Origin of the sequence: Saprospira grandis DSM 2844, assembly GCF_000275825.1 — a bacterium.
In the GTDB taxonomy this organism is placed as follows: Bacteria; Bacteroidota; Bacteroidia; order Chitinophagales; family Saprospiraceae; genus Saprospira; species Saprospira grandis_A.
Genome location: NZ_JH719942.1, coordinates 2091575 through 2117341, shown reverse-complemented (window position 1 = coordinate 2117341; position 25767 = coordinate 2091575). Strand labels below are relative to the sequence as shown.

At 46.1% G+C, this 25767-nt stretch carries 31 protein-coding genes; 5 read left to right on the top strand and 26 right to left on the bottom strand.

Annotated elements, in window-relative coordinates; translation table 11 throughout:
- Positions 1-560: 560 nt before the first annotated feature.
- A complete protein-coding gene (locus SAPGRDRAFT_RS09695; RefSeq protein WP_002659069.1) occupies positions 561-3128 on the bottom strand; it encodes a S8 family peptidase in 2568 nt (855 codons plus the stop codon).
- Between the two features lie 81 nt (positions 3129-3209).
- Here SAPGRDRAFT_RS09695 and SAPGRDRAFT_RS09690 point away from each other — a divergent pair, with 81 nt between their 5' ends.
- The 3 genes from SAPGRDRAFT_RS09690 (at position 3210) to SAPGRDRAFT_RS09680 (ending at position 4681) form a co-directional block, all read left to right on the top strand.
- Entirely contained in the window at positions 3210-3635 is a 426-nt protein-coding gene (locus tag SAPGRDRAFT_RS09690; RefSeq protein ID WP_002659068.1) for a hypothetical protein, read from the top strand.
- A gap of 191 nt (positions 3636-3826) precedes the next feature.
- Positions 3827-4165 carry a hypothetical protein gene (locus SAPGRDRAFT_RS09685; RefSeq protein ID WP_002659067.1) on the top strand — a complete coding sequence of 113 codons (339 nt, stop codon included), beginning with the start codon at positions 3827-3829 and terminating at the stop codon, positions 4163-4165.
- Positions 4166-4252: 87 nt separating this feature from the next.
- The gene (locus tag SAPGRDRAFT_RS09680) at positions 4253-4681 is read left to right on the top strand and encodes a hypothetical protein (RefSeq protein ID WP_002659066.1); all 429 of its coding nucleotides are present in this window, start codon (positions 4253-4255) and stop codon (positions 4679-4681) included.
- On the opposite strand, the gene SAPGRDRAFT_RS09675 is transcribed toward SAPGRDRAFT_RS09680, so the two are convergent.
- Positions 4671-5921: a metallophosphoesterase gene (locus tag SAPGRDRAFT_RS09675; protein ID WP_002659064.1), complete on the bottom strand. Its 1251-nt coding sequence runs from the start codon at positions 5919-5921 to the stop codon at positions 4671-4673. The genes SAPGRDRAFT_RS09680 and SAPGRDRAFT_RS09675 overlap by 11 nt on opposite strands.
- 336 nt (positions 5922-6257) lie before the next feature.
- On the opposite strand from SAPGRDRAFT_RS09675, the gene SAPGRDRAFT_RS09670 reads away from it, so the two are divergent.
- A complete protein-coding gene (locus SAPGRDRAFT_RS09670) occupies positions 6258-6635 on the top strand; it encodes a diacylglycerol kinase family protein (protein ID WP_002659063.1) in 378 nt (125 codons plus the stop codon).
- A 224-nt stretch (positions 6636-6859) separates the two neighbouring features.
- The gene (gene scpA, locus SAPGRDRAFT_RS09665) at positions 6860-9001 is read left to right on the top strand and encodes a methylmalonyl-CoA mutase (RefSeq protein WP_002659061.1); all 2142 of its coding nucleotides are present in this window, start codon (positions 6860-6862) and stop codon (positions 8999-9001) included.
- A gap of 74 nt (positions 9002-9075) precedes the next feature.
- Here scpA and SAPGRDRAFT_RS09660 read toward each other — a convergent pair whose 3' ends face one another.
- The 24 genes from SAPGRDRAFT_RS09660 to rpsQ form a co-directional block, all read right to left on the bottom strand.
- Positions 9076-10878: a leucine-rich repeat domain-containing protein gene (locus tag SAPGRDRAFT_RS09660; RefSeq protein ID WP_002659060.1), complete on the bottom strand. Its 1803-nt coding sequence runs from the start codon at positions 10876-10878 to the stop codon at positions 9076-9078.
- A 279-nt stretch (positions 10879-11157) separates the two neighbouring features.
- Complete coding sequence (locus SAPGRDRAFT_RS09655; RefSeq protein ID WP_002659058.1) at positions 11158-12063, bottom strand: ion transporter; 906 nt, start codon at positions 12061-12063, stop codon at positions 11158-11160.
- A gap of 123 nt (positions 12064-12186) precedes the next feature.
- A complete protein-coding gene (locus tag SAPGRDRAFT_RS09650; RefSeq protein WP_037350059.1) occupies positions 12187-13542 on the bottom strand; it encodes an ATP-binding protein in 1356 nt (451 codons plus the stop codon).
- Positions 13543-13682: 140 nt separating this feature from the next.
- Complete coding sequence (locus SAPGRDRAFT_RS09645; RefSeq protein ID WP_002659054.1) at positions 13683-14495, bottom strand: choice-of-anchor V domain-containing protein; 813 nt, start codon at positions 14493-14495, stop codon at positions 13683-13685.
- A 24-nt stretch (positions 14496-14519) separates the two neighbouring features.
- The gene (gene dtd / locus SAPGRDRAFT_RS09640) at positions 14520-14978 is read right to left on the bottom strand and encodes a D-aminoacyl-tRNA deacylase (protein WP_002659052.1); all 459 of its coding nucleotides are present in this window, start codon (positions 14976-14978) and stop codon (positions 14520-14522) included.
- Positions 14979-15393: 415 nt separating this feature from the next.
- On the bottom strand, positions 15394-15909 hold the full coding sequence (gene rplQ, locus SAPGRDRAFT_RS09630; protein ID WP_002659048.1) for a 50S ribosomal protein L17: 516 nt from the start codon (positions 15907-15909) through the stop codon (positions 15394-15396).
- Positions 15910-15978: 69 nt separating this feature from the next.
- Positions 15979-16977 carry a DNA-directed RNA polymerase subunit alpha gene (locus SAPGRDRAFT_RS09625; RefSeq protein WP_002659046.1) on the bottom strand — a complete coding sequence of 333 codons (999 nt, stop codon included), beginning with the start codon at positions 16975-16977 and terminating at the stop codon, positions 15979-15981.
- A gap of 135 nt (positions 16978-17112) precedes the next feature.
- Positions 17113-17727: a 30S ribosomal protein S4 gene (gene rpsD, locus SAPGRDRAFT_RS09620; protein WP_002659044.1), complete on the bottom strand. Its 615-nt coding sequence runs from the start codon at positions 17725-17727 to the stop codon at positions 17113-17115.
- A 54-nt stretch (positions 17728-17781) separates the two neighbouring features.
- On the bottom strand, positions 17782-18171 hold the full coding sequence (gene rpsK / locus SAPGRDRAFT_RS09615; RefSeq protein ID WP_002659043.1) for a 30S ribosomal protein S11: 390 nt from the start codon (positions 18169-18171) through the stop codon (positions 17782-17784).
- Between the two features lie 38 nt (positions 18172-18209).
- Positions 18210-18587: a 30S ribosomal protein S13 gene (gene rpsM, locus SAPGRDRAFT_RS09610; RefSeq protein ID WP_002659041.1), complete on the bottom strand. Its 378-nt coding sequence runs from the start codon at positions 18585-18587 to the stop codon at positions 18210-18212.
- A 15-nt stretch (positions 18588-18602) separates the two neighbouring features.
- A complete protein-coding gene (gene ykgO / locus SAPGRDRAFT_RS09605; RefSeq protein WP_002659039.1) occupies positions 18603-18719 on the bottom strand; it encodes a type B 50S ribosomal protein L36 in 117 nt (38 codons plus the stop codon).
- A 17-nt stretch (positions 18720-18736) separates the two neighbouring features.
- Complete coding sequence (gene infA / locus SAPGRDRAFT_RS09600) at positions 18737-18955, bottom strand: translation initiation factor IF-1 (RefSeq protein WP_002659038.1); 219 nt, start codon at positions 18953-18955, stop codon at positions 18737-18739.
- Positions 18956-19036: 81 nt separating this feature from the next.
- A complete protein-coding gene (secY, locus tag SAPGRDRAFT_RS09595; RefSeq protein ID WP_002659036.1) occupies positions 19037-20452 on the bottom strand; it encodes a preprotein translocase subunit SecY in 1416 nt (471 codons plus the stop codon).
- Positions 20453-20944: 492 nt separating this feature from the next.
- Entirely contained in the window at positions 20945-21634 is a 690-nt protein-coding gene (gene rplO, locus SAPGRDRAFT_RS09590) for a 50S ribosomal protein L15 (RefSeq protein WP_002659034.1), read from the bottom strand.
- Between the two features lie 42 nt (positions 21635-21676).
- Complete coding sequence (gene rpmD / locus SAPGRDRAFT_RS09585; protein WP_002659032.1) at positions 21677-21856, bottom strand: 50S ribosomal protein L30; 180 nt, start codon at positions 21854-21856, stop codon at positions 21677-21679.
- A gap of 20 nt (positions 21857-21876) precedes the next feature.
- Entirely contained in the window at positions 21877-22392 is a 516-nt protein-coding gene (rpsE, locus tag SAPGRDRAFT_RS09580) for a 30S ribosomal protein S5 (protein ID WP_002659030.1), read from the bottom strand.
- 27 nt (positions 22393-22419) lie between these two features.
- Positions 22420-22800 (bottom strand): 50S ribosomal protein L18, encoded by a 381-nt coding sequence (gene rplR, locus SAPGRDRAFT_RS09575; protein ID WP_051018621.1) that lies wholly within the window; start codon positions 22798-22800, stop codon positions 22420-22422.
- Between the two features lie 59 nt (positions 22801-22859).
- The gene (rplF, locus tag SAPGRDRAFT_RS09570; RefSeq protein WP_002659028.1) at positions 22860-23414 is read right to left on the bottom strand and encodes a 50S ribosomal protein L6; all 555 of its coding nucleotides are present in this window, start codon (positions 23412-23414) and stop codon (positions 22860-22862) included.
- Between the two features lie 40 nt (positions 23415-23454).
- Entirely contained in the window at positions 23455-23859 is a 405-nt protein-coding gene (gene rpsH / locus SAPGRDRAFT_RS09565; RefSeq protein WP_002659027.1) for a 30S ribosomal protein S8, read from the bottom strand.
- 97 nt (positions 23860-23956) lie between these two features.
- Positions 23957-24226, bottom strand: coding sequence for a 30S ribosomal protein S14 (rpsN, locus tag SAPGRDRAFT_RS09560; protein WP_002659026.1), 270 nt, complete (start codon positions 24224-24226; stop codon positions 23957-23959).
- Positions 24227-24228: 2 nt separating this feature from the next.
- Positions 24229-24783, bottom strand: coding sequence for a 50S ribosomal protein L5 (gene rplE / locus SAPGRDRAFT_RS09555; protein WP_002659025.1), 555 nt, complete (start codon positions 24781-24783; stop codon positions 24229-24231).
- Between the two features lie 2 nt (positions 24784-24785).
- A complete protein-coding gene (rplX, locus tag SAPGRDRAFT_RS09550; RefSeq protein ID WP_002659024.1) occupies positions 24786-25115 on the bottom strand; it encodes a 50S ribosomal protein L24 in 330 nt (109 codons plus the stop codon).
- Positions 25116-25117: 2 nt separating this feature from the next.
- On the bottom strand, positions 25118-25486 hold the full coding sequence (gene rplN, locus SAPGRDRAFT_RS09545) for a 50S ribosomal protein L14 (RefSeq protein WP_002659023.1): 369 nt from the start codon (positions 25484-25486) through the stop codon (positions 25118-25120).
- A 12-nt stretch (positions 25487-25498) separates the two neighbouring features.
- Positions 25499-25765, bottom strand: coding sequence for a 30S ribosomal protein S17 (rpsQ, locus tag SAPGRDRAFT_RS09540; RefSeq protein WP_002659022.1), 267 nt, complete (start codon positions 25763-25765; stop codon positions 25499-25501).
- Positions 25766-25767: the final 2 nt, after the last annotated feature.

The following is a 25767-nucleotide window of genomic DNA, read 5'->3' as shown; positions in this document are numbered from 1 at the left end:
CTAAGAAGTCACCTGGATCAGCCATAATATGATTATTGTGTTTATTTGGCTATATGAAGAAGTCAGGTTTTTTGCAATGGTTTCAGGCAAATTTATTCATTTATATAAAATAATGCAAATAAAAGTTCAGAATAAAAACACTTCATCATTAAAAATCAATGATTTAGGCTGGGGACAGCCGTTGGAAGAGCCAGAAGGGCCGAAGCCAAATGTACTAGTAAAACATGGCTGTTGAGCGGCCTAGCGATGTGCAGCAGTGCGGCGAAACCGCAGACCAAGGCCGTCAGGCCGCAGGGCCGAGCGAACAGCGAGCTGCGAAACGTAGCGCCGACGACCAAAGGGAGGCGGAGGCCCCAAAACAGCAGCGAGCTGCGGAACGACAACAAGGACTTTAGGCCGCAGTTCGACGACCAAAGGGAGTAACCGCCGACGACCAAAGGGAGGCGGAGGCCCCAAAACAGCAGCGAGCTGCGGAACGACAACAAGGACTTTAGGCCGCAGTTCGACGACCAAAGGGAGTAACCGCCGACGACCAAAGGGAGGCGGGAGGCCCCAAAAAATTACTCCTTTAGAAAGCGATTTTGTAGGCCTAAATTGGGCCAATGCAAAATATAGAGCCCTGCCGGCCATTGGTCCAAAGAGATTTGGCCCGACCACTGTCCGCTGGCTAATTGGCGGCCTTGTAGGTCGTAAATCATCCAGAGCTCGCCTAGATTGGGGGGCGACTTTAGGTAGAGAGCTTGCCGAGCGGGTTGGGGATAAAGCTGCATTTGGGCTTGGGCAATGGGGTTTAGGCCATCGGGCAGATCAACCTGCAAGCAATAATCTTTGGTCTCGCCAAAGCCCGTATCTCCACAGCTGTTAAAGGTGCCAGTACCCCATTTGAGTTGCCAGCGGCTGCGGTAATTGCCCAGCCAATGGGCGGGAATAGTCAGTTGGTCTACATAAGTCGTTTGCATCTGGCTAATTGTGGGAGAGCTCCAGACCAATTCGAGGCTATCGAACTGCCCGTTGCGGTCCAGATCTACCCAAAAGCCTAGGCGCCAATTGGGAAAAGGGCTGCTGCCCGTGGCCCAGCTCCAGTGCATGGGATAAGTTTGGCCCGCTTGCAAAAAGAAGCTGCTATCGTAGGCTGCATAGCCATTTTGGGCGGGAGAAGAGGCGTAACTGCTGTCGCCTAATTGCAGCTCTGTTAGCCATTCAAAGTTGTTATTGGCAAAAGGAGCGCAATAATTTAGGTCGCGGCAACTGCCACAGCCCGCCGTGCTCAATGCTAGATTTAGGCTATCTAAGCTAGGGCTAGTGCAGTTGGACCAAAGGCGAATCTCATAGGCTTGGCAACTATCTAGGTTGGCTAAAATAAAGTTGTTTTGACTACTTTGGAGGGTCTGGCTACTCCCCTGCCCTATTGGGCCATAAGTTAGGGTATAGCTTTGGGCGGCGGTAATCTCTGTAAAGGAGAGGGCCAAGAAATCGCTGCCGCTGCTATCCAGTTGCCAAAGTTGCGGGGCATTGCAGCAGCCTTGGCTCTCCCAAAAAACATAATTGGTATCGGTAGACGCTTGGCCGTTGCAGCTCGACCAAAGGGCGAGCTCATAAGTTTGGCAGGGCTGTAGTTGGTCCAAAAGCAAAAAGCTATCTGTAGTGCTGAGCAACTGCCAGTTATTTTGGCCCAAAAGGCGGTAGCGCAAAAAGCTGCTATCGGCTTGGCTGCTCCAAGAAAGCAGCAGGCTATCGGGCTGATTGGACAAAAAAGATAGATTATAGGGGGCCGTGCAGCCAGGCAATTGGCAATCGCTATATTCCGCAGCGGCTAGGGCTTGGGCTAAATTGAGGCGACCGCCAGAGAGGCAAAAAGTATCGAGTTGGGGCAGGCTGTCTACTCCAGCTAAAATGGCATTTTTGACATAAAGGGCGGTGGCTGCGGGCTGCAATTGGGCCAAATAAGCCAGGCGGGGACAAGGCAGGCTATAAATCAGGCCAATTGCTGCAGTAACTAAGGGCGCCGCTGCCGAAGTACCCGAAAAATTGCCCATGCTTCCCCCTTTCATTTGGGTATATAGGCCATCGCCGGGGGCGGCTAAATCAATACTTTGGCGACCAAAACCAGCGGCCGTTACCTTTTGATCGCTGCGGTTACTATTGGTTACTGTAATCAGGTAAGGGCTGGGGCTATGCGTGGGCAAATCGCCCACTAGGTCCACATTATTATTTGCATTAGAGGTAGAGGCCACGACCAAAATACCCGCTTGCCCCAAAGAGTCAAAGAGATTGCTCAAGACGGGAAAATCAGTAGCCAGCACCTCATCGACGCCCCAAGAGGCATTTATAGCAACAATTAGGGCTCCTTTTTGGCCGGCAGAGCGGTTATAGGCTCTTCTTTGGGCCAGGGGGTAGGCATAAGCGGCTATGGCTTCGGCCTCATTGCTGCCACCACCGACCACCGTCAGCAGTTGGCTGTACCAGTCAATGCCCGTGCCTAAGCTATTGTTATTGGCTTGGCCTACAATCAAGCTACTGACGGGACTACCATGGCTAGCGCCAAAGGTTCCGCCTGAAATCTCATCATTTTGGTTGAAGCTAGACCAGCCTTTAAAGTCATCAATAAACCCATTTCCATCATCATCTAAGCCGTTGTTTGGAATTTCGGCGGTATTGGTCCAAAGGCGGCCTTGCAATTCTGTTAGCGTCGTATCTATTCCATCGTCGATAACAGCCAAAACGAGCTGTTGGCCCAGGGCCGTTTGGCCGCCCTGCGCCAAATCCCAAGCGGCAGTGGCATCAATATCGGCATCGACTAAGCCGCCATTACTGCCATTATTTTCCAGATGCCATTGTTGATTAAAATCGGGATCATTAGGAATCAGGCGAGGGCGCAAGGAATGATTTTTTTGTAGGGCCACTACTCTAGGCCAATCAGCTAGTTCTTGGGCGGCAGTTGGTCCTAGTTGCAGCTCCCAAATATTGAGTGCAGGGACCAAAGGACGAAGCACTCTTAGGTTCCAATGGCTGGGCCATTTCTGTTCCTCTATCTCTTGGCCATAGGCTAATTGGATAATCCAACTTTCTTGAGCGGCTAAAGAAAAAGTAAAAAATAAGCAACATAGGGCGTAGAGATAGTTTTTCATATTATACTTTTTAAAAACCTTTGCCAATCAAAAAAAAAACTATCTTAGCTCAAGAATAAAATAGCACCTAAAAGTAACCTTATGAAACAGATCCTAAGCATTATGCTCTTGGCCAGCCTTCTATTCGCTTGTCAGAGCAGTAAAAAGCTAGCAAAGAATAACATTATTCAGGACAGCCATTGGACAATTTATGAATGCAAACTGCAGAACCCTCCGGAGAGGATCCCTATACCTGTACAAGATTATATTATGGAGCAATATATAAACAATGGGCGTATTCTTTTGCAAGACAGTATGTTTTACCTCACCACCCCTGAAGATAAAGTAGATGCTAAAATCATCGCTAGACAGGAGGATCACCTTCTTCTTTACGATCCCAAACAACAGAAAGAAATTAAGTTTCCTTATGAGCTAGACGTTAAAAACAAAAAGTGTGTCTTTCATTTACCTGGTATTGATGGACAAGGAGAAATTTTGCTTTATAGCGAGCAAATTCCTATGCCTTAGTGAGTTCAAATTTGTATAGAGAACATTTTTTTCACTTAGAGTAATAATTAAAAGCAATGCAAGAATCCCTGTCACATTAAGCCTTAATAAAAGAACATTTAAATAAAATGTAAAACAATCCACCCAAAACACAAAGAAGTTAATATATATATATATATATTGGGCCATTACTTTAACTAAAACAAAAAATAATGAAACAGTTAATTTTGAGCCTAACCTTGTTATTCTCCATTTCGTTCTCTGCCTCTGCCCTTGAAAGCTATGACAAACCAATCCCAATTGACATAATCATAACTGCAACTAATGGGTGTACTTATCATGTGACTGGTCATATTGATGTTTCCTTTGGATGGTCAGGTCCAAGCGTTGATGGCTATTCTATTAACTTAGAAAGTGTAGATGGAAAGTGTCCCGATATTAAATTTGAGGGTATTGAAGCCCCTCCCACAGGCAACACAGATGATGGAGAACTAGATCAAGCACAAATCAATCAAATCGTTACAGATATTATCAACAAAGAGCTAAACTAAATAATTTAGAGACTGCTTAGCCTCCGATATTATCTTAATCAACTGTAAGAGGGAGTATCCCTCTTACAGTTTTTATATAAAAACAAAATGAAACAGATCCTAAGTATCTTTCTCTTGGCCAGCCTTCTATTCGCTTGTCAAAGCAGTAAAAAGCTAGCAAAGAATAACATTATTCAAGACAGCCATTGGACAATTTATGAAAGCAAACTGCAGAACCCTTCCTCAGATAAAACCCCTATACATATACAGGAGCGGGCTATCATCCAGCATCTAAATAATGGGCGTATTCTTTTGCAAGACAGCATGGTTTACCTCACCACCCTTAAAGAGACAATAGATGCTAAAATCATCGAAAGACATGAGGATTATCTGCTTATCTACGATAAGAAAAAGCAAAAAGAAATTAAGTTTACTTATGAGCTAGACGTTAAAAATAAGAAGTGCATCTTTCATTTTCCTGGCTTTAATGGTAGAGGAGAAATCTTGCTTTATAGCGAGCAAATTCCTATGCCTTAGTGAGTTCAAAAAGGGTAATTTCGGGTAGCATGCCCACTCTACCAGGGAAGCCCAAAAAGCCAAACCCTCTATTTACATAAAGGCGTTGGCCCAACTCTTCATAAAGTCCGGCCCATTCTTTATAGCGCCATTTGGCGGGACTCCATTGGAAGCCAGGAATTTTCACGCCTAATTGCATGCCATGCGTATGCCCGCTGAGGGTCAAATGCACTTTTTGGGGGTGTTCTAGCACCTTATGCCGCCAATGTGTGGGGTCATGAGAGAGCAAAATGGTAAACAATCCATTATTTTCTTCGCCAAAGCAGCCCGCCAAATCGCCTTCTTTGGGATAGGGACCATGGCCCCAATTTTCTACTCCAGCCAAACAAATTTGCTGCCCCTCTTTTTCCAGTACTAGGGCGCTGTTGTTTAGCATTTTAAAGCCCATATCGGCTTGATATTGCTTGAGTTTATCGAGATTTTGTTCCTTGGCCGCATCAGAGGGCCAGCGGACATAGCTGCCATAATCATGGTTGCCCAGCACAGAAAATTTACCGAGGGGAGCCGTCAAATTGGCAAAAAGGTCGATATAAGGAACAATTTCATGGGCGCGATTATTCACCAAATCGCCCGTAAAGACGATCAGGTCCGCTTCTAGGTCCTGTATCATTTGCAGGCCTTTGGCCACGGCCTCTCGGTTATCAAAACTGCCTGCATGCACATCAGAAATCTGGACCATTCGCAGGCCATGGAAGGCCTCGGGCAGTTCGGGGTCCTTAATTTTCACCTTGTCCACGGTGTAGGCATATTTTCCGCGGCTAATGCCATAGAGAAAAGAAGCAAAGGGAACCGCCGCCGCAAAAAGGGCCAAACGGCGCATAAAAGTTCGGCGGCTTTGCAGGTTCACTTCTCGTTCTGCATCCTTCAATTTGGCCAGTTTTTGCCCCCCATAATGCGTAAAGCGATAAAAATCCTCAATAAACAGGAAGCCCGCATAGACCAACTTGGTCACCAGCAAGGTCACCCAAATTCCAATCATCAGGTGGTGGACCAATTGCAAGCTGCTCAGGGGTTGGGCGGAGGCCGTACGGCCCATAAAAAATAGCCAAGCCACTGGCGCCGCAGCAGAAAGCCAATAACTGATTTTCATCCAGAGCTTAAACTGATCTTTAAAATGCCCCTTGAGGCCATAAAAAACATAAAACTCTAGAGAGAGAAAGAGCATAATAAAGATAGAAGAGCCTATAATTCGAGCTAGCATAGTGGTTTGTTTTGATAGAACCCTTCAAGTTAATAACTTATTTTCAAAGGTGCTCTAATGTATTGATTTCTATTTTTTGGGGCTGCCCCGCCCTGCGGGCGGGTCGGGCTGTTTCAGGGCTCGCAGGTCTGCTCGGCCCTTCGCTTTTTTCGCTTTGCTCAAAAAGCTCGGTCTGGCCTTCGGCCCCCCTTGTCCATCCCTCAGCCATGCGGCCCTTCGGGCCTGTAGGACCTATATATTTGGTTTTGGACCAGCAGTTTAAGCCCTAAACAAAGCTTTTTGTTTCTTTTTGGTCCATAAAAAAAGCTGTTCTCCCCTATCTTAGCGACCAAAAGCATGAAAAACTATATAAAAGCCCGTTGGGCCAGCTTTGGCTATGCCTTTGCGGGCCTTTTTGATTTTTTTTCGGGCCGGCACCCCCATGCTATTTTGCATCTTATTGCGGCCATTACGGTTTTGCTGGCCGCCTATTACTTTGCGCTATCGCCTTGGGAATGGGGCCTTATTATTTTGGCCATTGGGGGCGTATTGGCCCTAGAGGCCCTCAACTCCGCTTTAGAATATGTAGTCGATCTGGTTCAGCCAGATTTTCATCCTTTGGCCAAAAAAGCCAAAGATATGGCTGCGGCGGCGGTATTGATTTTTGCCTTAGCCACTTTAGGCTTGGCCAGCTTAATTTTTTGGCCTAAAATCCTTAATTTGCTGACTAACTAGCCAAAAAACAGCTGCCTTTGGCAGCTATGGCCGAAGGCCAAACGGCCTAGCGATGTGCAGCAGTGGCCCAAAGGGCCAGACCAAAGCGCTTTAGCGCTGCAGGGCCGAGCGAATAGCGAGCTGCGAAACGTAGCGCCCGCCGAAGGCGGGAGGCCCCAAAACAGCAGCAGAAAAAAAGGCCAACAAACAATTAAGCAGATTACCGCCCTTAAAAAATAATAGCTATGAACTATTTAGACGTAGACATTTGTGCGCAAACGCCCTACTACAAGCAAGAAAAAGCGGCTTCATCGACTTGGGAAAATGCCGAGCAAATCCCTTTAAAAACTCGTTTTTCGGAAGAAGACATTGCGGAGAACGAGCATCATAAATTTGGGGCGGGCAAGGCGCCTTTTATTGGAGGGCCTTATGCGGGCATGTATCCTTTGCGGCCTTGGACCATTCGGCAATATGCGGGATTTTCGACAGCGGAGGAATCCAATGCTTTTTATCGCCGCAACTTGGCGGCGGGGCAAAAGGGCCTTTCTGTAGCCTTTGATTTGGCCACCCACCGCGGCTATGATTCGGACCACCCCAGAGTAACTGGCGATGTGGGCAAGGCGGGTGTAGCCATTGATAGCGTGGAAGATATGAAGATCCTATTTGATCAGATTCCCTTGGATCAGATGTCGGTTTCGATGACCATGAATGGGGCGGTGATTCCCATTATGGCCTTTTTCATTGTGGCGGCAGAAGAGCAGGGCGTGGCGCAGGAAAAACTGAGTGGGACCATTCAGAATGATATTTTGAAAGAGTTCATGGTGCGCAACACCTATATTTATCCGCCGGCGGCTTCTATGCGTCTCATTGCGGATATTTTTGCCTACACCTCTAGCAAAATGCCCAAATTCAACTCTATTTCGATTAGTGGTTATCATATGCATGAGGCGGGCGCTCCGGCAGATTTGGAATTGGCCTACACCCTAGCTGATGGATTGGAATATATTGAGACGGGGATTAAGGCGGGTTTAAAAATAGATGATTTTGCGCCTCGTTTGTCCTTCTTTTGGGGCATTGGGATGAATCATTTTATGGAAATTGCGAAAATGCGTGCGGGTCGGATGCTTTGGGCCAAATTGGTTAAGCAATTTGAGCCAAAGAACCCTAAATCACTGATGCTCAGAACGCATTGTCAGACCTCGGGTTGGAGTTTGACCGAGCAAGACCCTTATAACAATGTGGCTCGGACCTGTATTGAGGCCATGGCAGCAGTTTTGGGAGGCACACAATCTTTGCACAGCAACTCCTTTGATGAGGCCATTGCTTTGCCGACGGACTTCTCGGCAAAAATTGCTCGGGAGACGCAGATTTACATACAGGAAGAGACCAAAGTAACCGATGCCATAGATCCTTGGGCGGGTTCTTATTATGTAGAATATTTGACTCAAGAATTGATCAACAAAGCTTGGGCACACATTCAGGAAGTGCGAGAATTGGGGGGTATGGCCAAGGCCATAGAAACGGGTTTGCCCAAAATGCGCATTGAAGAAGCTGCGGCTCGCAAGCAAGCTAGAATTGATAGCGGGCGTGAGCAATTGGTGGGAGTAAACTTATTCCGTTTGGAAAAAGAAGACCCTTTAGACATTTTGGAAGTAGACAACAAGGCGGTAAGAGAGGCACAGCTCAAGCGTTTGGAAGCCATGAAAGCCAGTAGAGATGAGGCGGCGGTACAAGCGGCTTTGGTTAAAATCACGGCAGCGGCAGAAAGCGGAGAAGGCAACCTTTTGGCCTTGGCGGTAGAAGCGGCTCGTTTGCGGGCTAGTTTGGGGGAGATCTCGGCGGCTATGGAAAATATTTTTGGGCGATATCAGGCCACCAACCGCACCATTTCGGGAGTTTATGCACAGGAAGCGTCTGGAAATGAATATTTTGAGCGGGCGCAGGCCTTGGCCAACCAATATGCCAAAGTAGAGGGGCGCCGTCCTCGTATTATGATAGCCAAATTGGGCCAAGATGGTCATGATCGTGGGGCAAAAGTCATTGCAACTGGTTTTGCTGATTTAGGTTTTGATGTGGATATGGGGCCATTATTTCAGACTCCAGAAGAGGCTGCTCGTCAGGCGGCGGAAAATGATGTTCATATTTTGGGCCTTTCCTCTTTGGCTGGTGGGCATAAAACCTTGGTGCCAGAAAGCATTGCGGCCTTAGCAGCTTTGGGTCGTCCGGATATTATGGTTGTTGCGGGTGGTGTTATTCCGGCCCAAGACTATGAGACGCTCTATGAAGCTGGAGTAGTGGGTGTATTTGGCCCTGGCACTCAGATTGCTCAGGCGGCCATTTCTATTTTGGAGTTGCTTTTAGAGGTACAAGCGGCAGAAGAAGAATAAACAATTCTTTACAATAGCCTATTCGGGTCTAAAACAGCAAGAGGCCGCCAGATCACTGGCGGCCTCTTTTTTATTTAGCGTCTTCCTCTATTTCGTTCCCATTCTCTTTGGGCTTCTTTTCGTTTTCGTTCTTCTTCTTTGGCTTTGCGTTTAGCTTCTAGGCGTTTTTCTTTTTTGCGGAGGCGGAGTGCTTTTTCCTCTTCTTTAGTGGGTTTAATTTGTTCTCTTAGGCCGGTTAGGATAGGTTGTTTAGCCATAACAAACTCCGAGGCGATATTCTCTTGAATTTTCTTGAGGCGTTTTTGGGTAATTTTATTTCCTGCTAGGTCCAAGAGTTCTAAATTCTTAAAGTAGCGAATACTTTCAGGCAGGTCCATGATGCCGTTTCGTTCTAGGGCCAGGTGTCGGATGGGCCAGCTGCCCATATTGTCGGGTAATTCGGAGAGTTGGTTATCATTTAGGCTAATATGTTCAATTTTGGGCATTTTAATAATCGTCGAGTCATTGACTTCACTAATCAGGTTGCCATCTAGGTAGAGTGTTTGGAGTTGGGGGGCGGTTTCTAGGGCCTTGGGTAATTTTTGGAAGGCATTATTTTCTAGATAGATAGCGGAGAGACGTTTCCAGCCGCTACAATCTAAATCTTTGCTTAGGCGGTTAATTTTATTATTGGTTAGGTAGAGGAGTTTAAGATTTTTCAGGCCGCCAAAGCTGCTGGGTAGATTAGCAATTTGGTTATCATTCATATAGAGTTCTTCCAGTTGGTAGAGGCTGCCCATACTATCGGGCAGGCTAGTCATTGCATTATTATTTAGGAAGAGTTCTCGGAGTTCTTTACAGTTTCCGATCCCTGAGGGCAGGCTAGTTAATTGATTATCGTTGAGGTATAGATTTTCTAGGGCCGTTAGCTCGCCAAAGTTTATGGGTAAAACAGTCAATTGATTAGAATCGAGGTAGAGTTTGCGCAGGGCTTTGAGTTGGCCAAAATTTTTGGGCAATTGTTTCAGCTGATTATGCTCTAGGCGGAGCAGCTCTAGCTTTTGGAGTTGGCCGATACTTTCGGGGAGTCTTTGGAGTTGATTATGTTCTACACAGAGTTTAAGGAGGTTGCGGCTGCTACCAATTTGGGGCGGTAGTTCTTGCAGTTGGTTATGAGCGGCAAAGAGGAAGGTTAGTTTTTTGAGATAGACGAGGGCCTCGGGTAATTTTTTGAGGCGGTTATCATCTACGGCAAGGACCTCTAGGGCCGAGGCGCCGCTAAGGGTTTCTGGCAGGTACTGCAATTGGTTTTTATCTAGCAGTAGGCTACGCAGGCGTTTGAGTTTGCCTAGGGTTTCTGGAATAGACTGCAGTTGATTATTTTCTGCGGCGATGAAGGCCAGTTTTCTAATTTCTGCCAAGTTATTGGGTAGCATACGGAGTTCGTTGCCATCTATATATAGGCGGCGCAGGTTGCGCAGGCCCTTAATTTTTTCGGGCAGATATTGGAGTTGATTATTAGAGAGGCGGAGTTCTTCTAGGTAGGGTAAATCAAAGAGGCCATCGGGTAATTCTTTGAGGTAGTTATTTTCTAGGTTGAGAAAGAAGAGATGGCGAAACTCTCGGATACTATCGCCTAGGCTAACCAAAGAGTCATTGCTAAGATCTAGGCGGTGCACTCGGTCCTTAACCTCCATAGCGGTTTCTATGCTATAATAAGTAATAGCATCTTGGTAGGCATAATTTCGGTGTTCCCAAAAGGCCATGGTATCGGCGGCAGTATTGAGGTAGATGGGGAGTTTTCGGATGAGGCTACCTTGAGCTTGGGTCATTTGGAGAGCCATAGAACTGAAAGCAAAGAGCAGGAGAAGGCGATAAAAGCTTTTCATGAGCATCATATAAAATTGGGTATTCAAAGAAAGTTAGCGGCTAGTGTAATTTAGGCAAAAGTGTGGTATTTGGCCCTATGGCCGAAGGCCAAACGGCCTAGCGATGTGCAGCAGTGGCCCGAAGGGCCAGACCTAGGCGGCGCAGCCGCCGCAGGGCCGAGCAGGCTTGCGAGCTGCGGAACGTAGCGCCCGCCGAAGGCGGGAGGCCCCAAAAAAAAGCCCAACACCTATAGCGTCTGGGCTTTTGTATATCTTAAAGATAAGATTTTTTTGAAAAGATGGCCTTATTTAGACCTTGGGTCTTTTACTGATTCGGGTTCGTTTGGGTTTGTCTCCGCCATTTCCGCCATTTCCGCCCTCTTCTTTTTCTTTTTTGGCATCGAGGACCATTTGGAAATTATTGACGATAGCACCGACAACCAAGTTCATCAGGAGGTAAGCGGCGATAATCATCCAGGAGACATGATAGAGTGTTTTGACCCAATTGGGCACATCGGGGGCGACCACAGATCGGCCATTGGCTGTAGTATACTCATTATCGAGCATATTGTAGCGCAGGTCGGTCCAGTCTTCTCCGGTTAGGATTCTAAACAGTGTAAAAAAGGCCTCTCCCATATCCTTGTAGGGGTCTGGGTTGCTGATGGTCAGCGCTAGATGGTCTGATTCGGCATAATCTGGATTCTTGAAGAGCGAAACGCCGATAATAGCGTAGATATACATAATCAAGAAAAAGAGGACTGCGATATAGGAAAGTGAGCGCACGGAGCGGACCAAAACGGCCACCAGCACCTGCATTTCTTCTACGGCTCGGATAGAGCGGGTCAGTTGCACGACTCGGAGCACCCGCAGGGTAGCCCAGACACTATTCTGGCCACTTTTTTCGCTAGCCATAATAATATCGGCGACTTCGGGGACGACGCCTAGGACCAAGATGATAATATCGAAATAGTTCCAGCCATCGGAGAGGAACTGCTTTGTGCTTGTTCTGCCCACCCAGCGCAGCCAGATTTCTCCAAAAAAGACAAAGAGGATAAAGAGCTGCACATAATGCAACCATTCTGGAGCCCATTCATAGGTTTGGATACCAATGAGGAGTCCATTGATGACAATAGCTCCGAGAATGCTAAAATTAAATAGATTGGTGCGGATAATAGAGCGTGCGAACTCCTGTAATCCTTTTGAGGAACTGCTCATAGGGCTGTTTCTTTTTTGCTTAGCAGTGTGATTGGTTCAATAGTGTTAGGTAGGTGTAGCACAGAACTTAAAATTAGTAATTTATTATATAAGGCTTGTATTCCAAGGCTTTTAATTTAATATTTAGAGTGTTTTCCCTTCTTTGCGTAGTTCTTTGCGCAAGCCTTCTTCTATATCCTCCATGGCTATTTTATCTTGGCCTCTACTTAGGGCCGAGAGCGAGCAATAGCGCAGGATGTTAATGATGCTACCCCCAGCAATTTTATGATCGTTGGCCAATTGGTGAAAGTCTACATCATCTTCTAGCTGTAGGCCTTCAAAGCTATTGCGCCAAAGGCGGAGGCGTTGTTCGTAGTTGGGCGTGGGGAAATAGATCATGGATTGAAAGCGGCGGCTAAAGGCAATATCCATATTGGCCTTGAGGTTGGTGGCCAATATAATCACGCCAGAGTAGTCTTCTACTCTTTGGAGCAGATAAGCCACTTCTTGGTTGGCATGTCGATCTTTAGAATCAGAGGCATTGGTCCGTTTGCCAAATAAAGCATCGGCCTCATCAAAGAAGAGGATCCAGTTTTTATTTTCGGCCTGATCAAAGATATTGGCCATGTTTTTTTCGGTTTCTCCAATGTACTTAGAGACCACCTGAGAGAGGTCTACTCTATAGACATCTAGGCCCATACTTTTGCCCAATAAGCAAGCAGTTAGGGTTTTACCCGTACCTGGAGGGCCATAGAAAAGGGCGCGATAGCCTCTTTTGAGCAGCTTTTTAAGGCCCCAATCGTTCATGATTTTATCTTCATGCTCTAGCCAAGCCGTAATTTCAGAAACTTCGGCCAAAACATGGGGGTCTAGGACCAAATCGGCCCAATCTAAACGAGTGCTGAGCAATTTGGCCGGAAAAGTTGTACTAAAATCAGGTTTGTAGGGCTGCCCACTCGTAAGCCGCATCAAGTATTCCTCAGAAATCTCTAAAGGGTTACTCAATACGGGCTCTCGGTATTGGCCCTTTTGTAGGTCCAGCTTGAGAATACCCAATTTAGAAAAATAGTGGGCAGGCCGAAATAACTCTAGCACTTCTATGCGCTTGGCCACATTGTTTCCCGCAATGATAAAGGCCGCCGTTTCTCCTGTGGGAAGAAATCCGCTGTGGCGCTTGCCCACTAAGCCCCCAAATTGAGTGTAAATGCGCTCGTAACTCTTGTTTTTAGTAAAAAAGAGATCCAATATCTCGGGCCGAATATGCGGACAAAGACTTAAAATCAAGACTAAACGCTCATCAGAACTCATGGCAAAATGCCGTATGCACTGCCCATAAACCGAATTGTCTTGGCTAATGTCTGGCGGCAAGATTTCATAGATGTCCTGGTTGGGCCGCTGGCTTTCTATAGATATTTTATAGCGAAGTTTCAATACCGACTTTAACCAATTGAGCTCTCGGCTAAGCGTTTTGGCATTGTTTCGCATTCTCTGATGCATCATATTTTTTGCTTTAAGACCCCTAAAAAACACATTTTTAGGCAGTTTTCAAAGCGCTGTTTGTTCTTCTTTTGGCCCAAAAAAAGCAGTCCCCTAGCTCAAAGACTAGAGGACTGCTTTCATTTTAGTTAATTAGACTTCTTTTAACGGACCAATTTTTTCTGCCAACGCCCTTTCTCCGTTTGCAGTTCTAAATAATAAAGCCCTTTGGCCTCATTTTCTAAAGAAATCTGCCCCTCGAAACCTTGAAGCTGCTCTTCTCGGATAAGCTGCCCTTGGCTGTTGAATATCCGTAGCGACTGCAATGGCGCATCGGTAGTTTGACGGAAAAAATACTGCCCATTCGGACTAGGATTTGGCCAAACCCTTAGCCCTTCGCTAGGCAAACTGACTAAACCACTGCTCACTACTTCCGTAAAACTAATGCTAATCGGACTAGAAGGCGCATCCCCAGATGTACTGCCGCTGCTATCTACCGCATTGCCCATCGCATAGACAGTTACCGTTCCTGTACCTGCCGCGGGGGCAGTCCAAGCAGCCGTAAAGTTGCCTGTACTCGAGCGCCCCTGATGCTCCCAATAACTTCTGTTATTAACAGTTGAAATCTGTGTATTTGACGTAATGACACTGTCCAATGTCCCCGCCTGATTGTTGGCCCCATCTAAAATAACAGCCTGCGCCCCATATTGGCTATAGTTGGGGTTATTCACATTGACAAAAATAGAGTAATGCTCGCCCGGAATATACTCGGTCACTACATTGCCACTCTGGTCCAATAAGCTTACGCTCACGACCGTATTCGAGGAGGCCGCCCCATGACAGGCCGAACAAGTGGAGCTAGATAAGGGCGAACCACTGTTGTCATTTCCGCCCGCGGCTCGTCCGCCACTACTACTTTGCAGGCCCGCATAAAGTAGGCCTAGGCCAAAAAGGAAAAAAAGGAAAGATTTTCTCATAAAATTAAGTTTTGGGAGGGGAGGTTAAAAAATCTCGGGGGTGATGCTATCCAAAATGATGGTAACAGGCCCATCATTGTTTAGTTCAATTTGCATGTCGGCGCCAAACTGCCCAGTCGCTACTTTTTGGCCCAATTCCGCCTCTGCTTTGGCTATAAATTCTTCATAGAGCGGAATGGCTTGTTCTGGCCTAGCTGCTCGAGTATAGGAGGGCCGATTGCCTTTTTTACAGGCCGCATAAAGCGTAAATTGACTCACAACAAGGAGCTGCCCTTGAACATCTCGAACAGAATAATTCATTTTGCCTTGCTCGTCATTGAATATACGGATTTTAATTAGCTTTTGGATGAGCCAATCAACATCTTTGCTACTATCTTCTTGATGAATACCGAGCAGCACAAAAAGCCCCTGCTCAATTTGGCCTACTGTTTTGCCATCTACCTTTACTTCGGCATTTTTTACTCGTTGAATGACTAAACGCATTTTTTTAGATTTATAGGTTGATGAGTAATTTGGGGCCTCCGCTGCGCTACGCTTGCGGCGCTACGTTTCGGGGCTCGCAGGTCTGCTCGGCCCTGCGCCAGCAAGCTGGCTAGGTCTGCGGCTTCGCCGCCCCCCTACACATCGCTAGGCCGCTCCTCTTTTGGGGCTAGCTTTTGGCCAATGGCTTCGGCCATTTGATGTTCTGCCTCTAGCAGGCGGCAAAGCCGCCGCAGGCTGAGGGATGGAAGGGGGGGGCCGAAGGCCAGACCGAGCGGGCGCAGCCCGCGATGGGCCGAGCGAGCAGCGAGCCCCCGCACAGCCCGACCCGCCCGCAGGGCGGGGCAGCCCCAAAAAAAATAAAACCCTTTCTCCAAAAGGAAAAAGGGTTTTGTATGAGATATGAGAAGGGCTAGACCTATTCTTCAGTCTTTTCTTCTTCATTGTCGGCCGCCTCTTCGGTGGCTTCTTCTGTAGTTTCTTCAGTAGCTACGGCCTCGGTAGTTTCGCTGCTTTTCTTTTTGCGGCGACGGCGAGTACGTTTTTTGTCAGCTTCTGGAGTAGCTTCAGCGGTTTCGTTATAATCCACTAGCTCAATGATAGCTACATCGGCGGCATCGCTGGGGCGGAAACCCACTTTGAGGATACGTACGTATCCACCGGGACGCTCAGCGATTTTGGGGCCTACTTCATTAAAGAGCTCATTAACCGCATCTTTATTTTGGAGGTAGCTAAAGATAACCCGACGAGAGTGCGTGGTATTATCTTTGGCGCGAGTAAGGATAGGCTCAATAAACTTGCGAAGGGCTTTGGCCTTGGGCAAAGTAGTTTTGATGCGTTTGTGTGTAATAAGGGCGATAGCCATATTACGGAAGAGGGCCTTACGGTGGCCGGCTTTGCGGCTAAGGTGGTTAAACTTTTTACCGTGTCTCATGATGGTAATTTTAACATCGTAGCACTAAGCGCAGTGGGCTCGGTTACTACAAAAGTGAAAGATTATAATTTACTCTTCGTCGAGTTTGTATTTGCTGAGGTCCATACCAAAAGTAAGGCTTTTGTCTTGGAGCAGCTCTTCGATTTCGACTAGAGATTTTTTACCAAAGTTGCGGAACTTGAGTAGTTCGTGAGTTTCATACTGCACGAGGTCGGCCAAAGTATTAATTTTGGCGGCCTTGAGGCAGTTATAGGCGCGGACAGAGAGGTCGAGGTCTTCCAAAGAAGTTTTGAGCAACTTGCGCATATGCAAGATGTGCTCATCGACGATATTGTCTTCCTTATCGGTTTCATCGGGGAACTTGATATTCTCATCGGTGATGAGCATCAGGTGTTGGATAAGGATTTTTGCGGCTTCTTTGATGGCTTGTTCTGGGTGGATAGCGCCATCAGTTTTGATATCGATGTTCAGTTTTTCATAATCGGTATGCTGGCCTACGCGGCTAGCGGATACAGAGTAATGAACATTTTTGATCGGTGTATAAATTGCGTCGATTGGAATATAACCGATAGGGGCATCTTTGGGCATATTTTCCTCAGCGGGAACATATCCACGGCCCTTCGTTACGGTAAGTTCCATTTCGAAAGTAATTTCGTCATCGAGGTTACAGATCACCAAATCGGGGTTAGTAACTTGGAAGACGTTAGTATGTTCGTTGATATCGGAGGCGAGAAGTTGATTTTTTCCAGACACACTGAGGTAAATTTTCTCAGAGGTAATATCGGGATCATCTAGAAGGTACTTCAGGCGAAGTTGTTTTAGATTGAGCACGATATCGACAACATCTTCGACCACGCCTTCGATAGTAGAGAATTCGTGTTCGGCCCCTTTAATTCTGACGGCAGAAACGGCAAAACCTTCGAGAGAAGAGAGTAAAATTCTGCGTAGAGAGTTACCGATAGTTTGGCCAAAGCCGGGTTCTAGCGGTTTAAACTCGAAAGAGCCCTCGAAGTCGTCGGCCTTTTGGAGAAGAATTTTATCAGGTTTTTGGAAGTTCAGCAAGCTCATAAATAAAATAGAGATGTGGCGATTAGATAAAATAATCAGACTAGGAGCCTTATGAGAGTGTAGGAAGGCAACAAAGAAAGCTTAGGACGAACCCTTGGGGGTTGTCCTAAGCTAGAGATCTGCTTAAGATACAGATTATTTAGAGTAGAGTTCAACGATAAGTTGTTCGTTGATAGGCTCTGGGATTTCGTCGCGGTTGGGATAAGCGACAAAAGAACCTTCTAGTTTCTCGGCGTTAAATTCTAGCCAGCTATATTTTTGAGCTTCTTTGCTATTGGCAGCAACAGACTCTTGGATAGTAACTAGGCCTTGAGATTTACCACGTACGGCTACGATTTCGCCTGGGCGAACAGAGTAAGAGGGTACGTTAGTAACAACACCGTTGACGGCGATATGGCCGTGAGTAACGAGTTGGCGAGCGGCGCGACGAGTAGGAGCGATACCTAGGCGGTAGACTACATTATCGAGGCGGGCTTCTAGCATTTGGAGAAGGATTTCGCCGGTAACGCCAGATTTGCGGCTAGCGGCTTCAAACATGCGGCGGAACTGGCGTTCGAGCACACCATAAGCATATTTGACCTTTTGTTTTTCCATAAGCTGTTTACCGTAGTCAGATTTTTGCTTACGGCGTTTAGCTAGGCCATGTTGGCCGGGGGGGTATTTCTTACGCTCGAAATATTTATCATATCCGTAGATAGATTCACCAAAAGCTCTAGACTTTTTTGTTTTTGGTCCTCTATATCTTGCCATTGTTTCCTAAGATTTAACGGTTGTTTTTTGAATAAAAGCCAATGCCAGGAGGCATTATACGCGGCGCTTTTTGGGTGGGCGACAGCCATTATGGGGGAGAGGAGTTGTGTCTTGGATAGTAGTTACACGAACACCTGCACCATCGATGGCACGAATAGCGGCTTCACGGCCAGAGCCGGGTCCTTTCACGTAAACGGTGACGCTACGTAGACCTAGGTCATAAGCTTCGCGAGCTGCTTCTGAAGCACAAACCTGCGCTGCATAAGGCGTATTCTTTTTAGAACCGCGGAAACCCTGCTTACCAGCAGAAGACCAAGAGATAACTTGACCTGCTTTATTGGTAATACTGATAATAATATTGTTGAAAGTAGCTTGGATATAAGCACGGCCTTGTGCTTCTACTTTTACACTTTTCTTTTTGACTTTCTTAGATGATTTAGCCATAACTGCCTTGAGATATTAAGCTTGACAAAAAATTAGAATTATTTACCCACTTTCTTCTTGTTCGCAACGGTTTTACGTCTTCCTTTGCGAGTACGAGCGTTAGTCTGGGTACGTTGTCCACGAACGGGAAGACCACGACGGTGGCGGAGTCCGCGAACACAAGCGATATCCATAAGGCGTTTGATGTTCATCTGTACTTCTGAGCGGAGTTGTCCTTCTACTAGGAACTCATCAGAAAGGATGTTGCGGATTGCTTTAATATTATCGTCTGACCAATCCTTTACTTTGGTACTTTCGTCAATCTGCGCCTCAGCAAGGATATGCTTCGCGCGAGTAGATCCGATACCATAAATATAGGTTAGGCCGATAACACCTCTTTTATTCTTGGGTAGATCAACACCTGCTATACGAGCCATAATATATGTTTTAAATTATCCCTGACGTTGCTTGAACTTAGGGTTCTTTTTGTTAATAATGTAAACTTTTCCTTTACGGCGGACGATTTTGCAGTCGGCCGATCTTTTCTTGATAGAAGGCTTAACTTTCATGATTAAGGTTACTTTTACTACTTGTAGCGATAGATAATACGTCCGCGGCTAAGGTCATAGGGAGACATTTCGACGGCTACTTTATCGCCAGGTAGGATTCGGATGTAATTCATTCTCATCTTTCCTGAGATGGTAGCAATAATTACGTGTTCGTTTTCTAGCTTTACGCGGAACATCGCATTAGAAAGCGCTTCAGTAATTTCGCCGTCTTGACGAATAAGATTCTTTTTTCCCATTAGACTGTTTTTTCGGACTGCAAATATCTTTAAATTCTTGGTAAATACCTAATAATTAGACTGTTTATTCAGGCTGTTGTTTTAACCAGCAGGATTTTCAGTAGTAGATGTAGCATCTACGGCTGTGTTTTCTCTTCGGCCTCTGAGGCGTCCGCCTTGGATAAATCCGCCATAAGAGTTCATGGCTAGGTGACCTTCGATTTGCTGTAGGGTATCGAGGACTACGGCTACCATAATGAGTAGTGAAGTACCTCCGAAGAAGATAGCGAATCCGAGGTCAATTTGGAGTACGCCAGCTGCGATACCGGGTAAAATAGCGATAGCACCGAGGGCGATAGATCCGGGAAGGGTAACACGAGAGGCGACCTTATCAATATGCTCTACTGTATCGGCCCCAGACTTCACGTTGGGGATAAAAGCATTTTGGCGTTTCAGTTGGTCTGCATGCTGCTGAGGGTTAACGATCAGTGCGGTGTAGACATAGGTAAAGATAACGACCAAAAAGAAGAAGAGTACATTATAAGGAACAGAGGTAAAGTCTGCCAATTGGCCCCAGATAGTATCTGCGCCTGTAGAAGCTCCGAGGAAGCCAGCGATGGCAGTTGGAACAAACATGAGGGCTTGGGCAAAGATGATAGGCATTACTCCTGCTGCATTAAGTTTGATTGGAATATGGTCGAGGCCAGACTGGCCACCCATAGCGGCGACGCGGCTAGCGCCATCGGCACGGCCCACCATATGTTTAGCAAACTTAATTTGGATTTTACGAACAGCTTGAACCAGAGCGACTGAAGCTAGAACGACAAGAGCGAAGAGGGCGAGTTCTACGATAAAGATTACCGGGCCGCCGGCCATTGCGCTAAACTTGAGGTTCATTTCTCCGACAAAAGCCTGAGGGAGGGTAGCGATAATACCTGCGGTAATGAGTAGAGAGATACCATTTCCGATACCTTTATCGGTAATGCGTTCTCCTAGCCACATACAGAATACGGTACCTGCGGTCAGGATAATAATGTTAGAGAACCAGAAAATGGGGAGACCTACATCACTAGAGATAGCTTCTGGGAAAGAGGCATGCATATAGTTGAGGTAGGCAGAGCCTTGCACTAGGGTAATTGCTATAGTGATATAGCGAGTAATTTGGTTGAGTCGGCGTTGGCCGGCTTCTCCATCTTTTTGCAATTTCTGAAAGTAAGGAATTGCGAATCCGAGTAATTGGACGATAATTGATGCCGAGATATAGGGCATAATACCGAGAGCAAAAACGGCAGCGTTAAAGAAGGCCCCACCTGAGAAGGTGTTGAGTAGGTCTAGCAGGCCGGGAGCATCATCTCCTCCGCTACTGAGTTGTTTTTGAATTTCGGCGGTATCGATACCGGGAAGAATGACGAAGCTACCGAAGCGGTAGACTGCAAGCAAACCTAGGGTAAGCAAGATTCTGTTCTTGAGTTCTGGGATAGCCCAGATCTCTTTCATTTTTTCTATAAAGGATTTCATGGATCAGCTCTGTTATAGTCTAAAAGAGGTGTCTAGATTGACTTTTGCGGCCCCTAAATTAAGAGAATTATTTTAGGGAAGGAAATAAATAGCGCTTAGTGAGGCTTTATATCTGCGAAAAAGGACAAAAGGGGTATTAAAGGCCCTAGTAACCCCTAGCCTATTATAGGCAATAGGCTGGGGTTTTTATCCTGGGCAGCAAAGCTTTGGGCTAATGCGGCTATTTTAGTAAGTATTTCTCCCAGTTTTCGGGTTTTTTGTTTTTGCGGAGCGGTATGCATTGGCCTAGCTGCCTGAAGCAGTGTGGCGGAGCCACAGACCGAGGCGCTGAAAGCGCTGAGGGCCGAGCAGGCTTGCGAGCTGTGCAAGGGAGCGGCCGCTGAAAGCGGCAGGCCCCAAAAAACCTTAAGAAAGGGGAGCTAAAGCATTAGACACTTGGGGTACAAAAAAGAAGGAGAAAGTAGAATTTCTCCTTTTAGGCTTGTACCGATTTTAGCCGAGCAGAGAGACTGCTGCGCCTAAGGCTTCGATTTGAGTTTTGACTTCATCGTCTACCTTAGTAGCTTGGAGGTCAAATTTAGTTTTGAGGCTACCTTCAGCGATAACGTGCAACTTATCGTCTTCATTAAGGTGCTTAAAGTGCTCGGCCAATTCTTTGGCGCCTACGGCAGAGAGCTTAGCAGCTTCTACGACACCTTGGATTTGGTTAGCTTTAACGATAAGCATGCAGCTTCCTCCTTTTTCTTCGATAGCTGTTTTGGCAGCTTTAGAGAAGCGGAAGGCAGAAACTTGAAGAGCGGCAGTTAGTTCGCCTTGAGCGAGGACCTTAAACTGTTCATTCTTTTTGATGAGGCCGGCAGCGACTAGAGTATTGATATCGACAGTAGTCGTATTCATTTTGTTGGCTGCATCTTGGAGGTCGTTCAAATTTACTACGGTGAAGCTATCGGGTTGGTAAGATTGATAGCGGCGGGCAGTATTTTTGAATCCGCGTTTAGGCAGGCGCATTTGGATAGGCATTTGGCCACCTTCATGGCCTCTTTTGCTTTTGAATCCAGAGCGAGATTTGGCACCTTTATGACCGCGAGTAGAAGTTCCACCACGGCCTGAGCTAGTCCCGCGGCCGATGCGTTTACGATTCTTTACGGCACCGTTAGCGGGTTTGAGGTTACTCAGTTTCATTATGTGAAATGTTTTACTGATGAGAAAAGGAGGAGCTAAATGTTAGAGCTCTTCTACTTTTAGCAAGTGTTTAACTTTATTGATCATTCCGGCTACCTGAGGGCTAACAACTTGCTCAGCAGACTGATTGATTTTGCGCAGACCGAGGGCTACCATAGTTGCCTTTTGGTCTTTTGGACGATCGATAACACTTTTAATTTGCGTGATACGTACTTTTTTCATGATATCAGAGAGGTTAAGGACTATCCGTTAAAAACTTTTTCGAGTTTGACTCCTCTAGTTCTAGCTACCTGAACTGGCGTACGTAATTTTTGCAAAGCGTCGATAGTTGCTTTAATTACGTTATGCGGGTTGGAAGAACCGAGAGACTTGGCGAGTACGTTATGGACGCCGGCTACTTCTAGTACGGCGCGCATAGCACCGCCAGCGATCACCCCTGTACCGTCGGCTGCGGGGAGAATAAGTACTTTACCTGCGCCAAACTTACCGTGTTGTTCGTGCGGGATAGTTCCGTTTAGTACGGGCACTTTAACGAGATTCTTTTTAGCTTCATCTGCGGCTTTAGTGATAGCTGCGGAGACTTCGCGGGCTTTACCGAGGCCGTGGCCTACTTGTCCTTTTCCGTCTCCAACTACAACGATAGCGGCGAAGCTGAAGGTACGGCCTCCTTTGGTCACTTTAGAGACACGGTTGAGGGAGACCAATTTATCTTGGAATTCAGTATCTACTGGCTTTACGCGATTAGATTTCTTTGCCATGGTTAATATTGGTTTTCGCTAGATGATTTAGAATTGAAGGAGCTCATTGCTGCCATCTTCTTTTTGGGCACCGCGAGCGCCTTCTGCGAGGGCTTTGATGCGGCCATGGTAGAGGTAGCCACCACGATCGAAGACAACCGTGTTGATACCTTTTTCGATTGCTTTTTTGGCAATCAGGCCACCAACTAGGCGAGCTTTTTCAGATTTATTGACATTTTGGCCATCAATTCCGTCTTCTTTAGAGCTAGCGGAGACCAATGTTGTGCCAGCGATATCATTGATTAGCTGGACAGATATATGAGAGTTGCTTCGGTATACTGTCATGCGTGGGCGCTCGGCAGTACCTTTAAGCTTTTTGCGGATTCTTCTGTGAATGCGCTGACGACGAGTCATTTGTTTTGAAGCCATAATAGAGAGCTATAAAACTGTTCGCAAAAAATGAAAAAATTAGATGAAGGAGGCTGCTATTATTTGGCAGCGGTTTTACCGGCTTTTCTACGGATTTGTTCTCCTTTGAAGCGTACACCTTTACCTTTATAGGGTTCGGGTTTGCGGAAGCTACGGATTTTGGCAGCTACTTGGCCGATAAGTTGTTTATCGAAAGACTCTAGAGTCACCAAGGGGGGCGTACCTTTTTTGGTTTCTGTAGTTACGCTTACTTCTTCTGGGATGTAGAACATAACGGGGTGAGAATAACCTAGGGCCAATTCTAGGCGTTGGCCTTTGTTGCTAGCGCGGTAACCCACACCATGCAATTCTAGTTCTACTTTATAACCTTTAGAAACTCCTTCAATCATGTTAGCGATCAGCTGGCGGTAGAGGCCATGCATAGCTTTATGACGTTTTTGCTCAGTAGCGCGAGATACCAGTACCTTACCATCTTCAAGTTTGGCAGAGATACCAGAAGAGGCAATTTCTTGAGAGAGTTGGCCTTTAGCGCCTTTAACCTCTACGAGATTACCTTTGATATTAACTTCTACGCCCGCTGGAATTTCAATAGGCAGTTTTCCTATACGAGACATGCTATTATTTTTTAAATCTTATTAAATCTGAGAAAAGGGCTTAGTGGATATAGAAGAGTACTTCACCACCTACATTCTCTTCACGAGCTTTTTTGTCTGTGATTACCCCTTTAGAGGTAGAGATGATTGCCAAGCCTAGGCCGTTAATTACGCGGGGTAGCTCATCGGCCTTCACATAGTGACGGAGGCCTGGGCGGCTAATGCGTTTCATTTTACGAATAACGGGTTGCTTAGAAGAAGCATCGTATTTGAGAGCGATTTTGATAACTCCTTGTTTGTTAGAAGTTTCTTCAAACTTGTAACGGAGGATATAGCCCTGATCATAAAGAATTTCGGTAATTCTTTTTTTCAGATTAGAGGCTGGAATTTCGACGATGCGATGTTTAGCCATCTGGGCATTGCGGATTCGAGTTAGGTAGTCCGCAACAGGATCTGTTACTGCCATGATTGCAATGTTATCGCTAAAATTATCTCAGTGAAGAGAGATCTTTTAGCTGATGAATAAATTTTGAATTCTAGTTCGAAAGCGTAGAGAGTAAAAGTTACCAGCTAGCCTTGGTTATACCAGGAATTTTGCCGGCTAGGGCCATTTCGCGGAACTTCACACGGCAGAGGCCAAATTGGCGCATATAGCCTTTGGGGCGTCCGGTAAGTTGGCAACGGTTGTGCAGGCGGACTTTAGAAGAGTTTTTGGGCAACTTATCTAGTTCATCCCAACGACCTTCTTTTTTGAGTTGTTCGCGGCGAGCAGCATATTTTTGCACTAGGCGCTGTCTTTTCTTTTCTCTTGCGATTACGGATTTACGGGCCATAATTAGCTTTTAGTTTTAAAGGGTAGTCCAAGAAGAGTGAGTAATTCTAGAGATTCCTCATCTGTTGGAGCCGAAGTGACAAAAGTGATATCCATACCTGTGATACGAGGAATTTTATCCAAGTTGATCTCAGGGAAGATAATTTGTTCTGTTACACCTAGGGTGTAATTACCTCTACCATCAAAGCTTTTGTTGCTGATACCGCGGAAGTCACGTACACGAGGGAGAGCAACATTGATTAGGCGATCGAGGAATTCATACATATTGGTGCCACGTAGAGTTACGCGAGCTCCGATAGGCATACCTTCACGGAGTTTGAAGTTTGAGATAGACTTCTTCGCTCTAGTTTTCACGGCACGCTGACCAGTGATAAGAGTTAGCTCCCCGACAGCATTATCAACCAACTTCTTGTCAGAGGTAGCCATTCCTACACCTTGGCTTACGCAGATTTTTTCCAACTGGGGTACTTGCATGATGCTTTTGTACTGAAACTTTTCTTTCAGCTTAGCAACCACCTCTTCTTGGTATTTCTGCTTTAATCTAGGTTGATAGCTCATTATTAAATAACTTGATTTGTATTCTTAGAAATGCGGACTTTTTTGCCGTCTTGAATTTCCATTTTTACCTTGCTAGCTACGCCTTCAGCGTCTACGAGCATAAGGTTAGAAACGTGAAGAGAGGCTTCTTTTTCGATGATACCACCTGCGCGTTCATTAGTAGCGCGGATATGTTTTTTCACCTTATTGAGTCCTTCTACAATTGCACGTTGCTCTAGAGGAAAGGTTTTGACTACTTTACCAGTATTGCCTTTTTCGTCTCCAGAGATCACTTTTACGGTGTCTCCCACTTTAACGTGTAGCTTCACCTTAGTTTGCTTTTTGTTTGCCATGATTATAGTACTTCAGGAGCAAGTGAAACAATTTTCATAAAGTCGCGCTCACGCAACTCACGGGCTACTGGGCCAAAAATACGAGTTCCTCTTGGCTCTTCCGAGGCATTGAGGAGAACAACTGCATTGTCATCAAAGCGAATATAAGAACCGTCTTGGCGACGAATTTCTTTTTTCGTGCGTACGATTACCGCCTTAGAAACAACGCCTTTTTTTACCTGACCGCCAGGAGCTGCATCCTTTACCGTAACTACAATGATGTCACCGATAGAGGCATAACGACGTTTAGAGCCACCAAGTACCTTAATACAAAGTACTTCTTTGGCTCCCGTGTTATCAGCTACTCGCAGTCTACTTTCTGCTTGTATCATGATAAAATATAATTATTTCGCACGTTCAATAATCTCAACTAGTCTCCAGCGCTTCTTTTTGCTCAAGGGTCGAGTTTCCATAATGCGAACGACATCGCCTGTATTGCAGTCGTTCTTCTCATCATGAGCGCTAAACTTATTGGTCGTTTTTACAAACTTACCATAGATGGGGTGCTTCACCCGGCGCTCAACAGAAACAGTGATGGTTTTATCCATCTTGTTGCTGGTCACGATACCTACACGTTGCTTGCGCAGATTGCGTGTTGATTCTGTTGCCATTA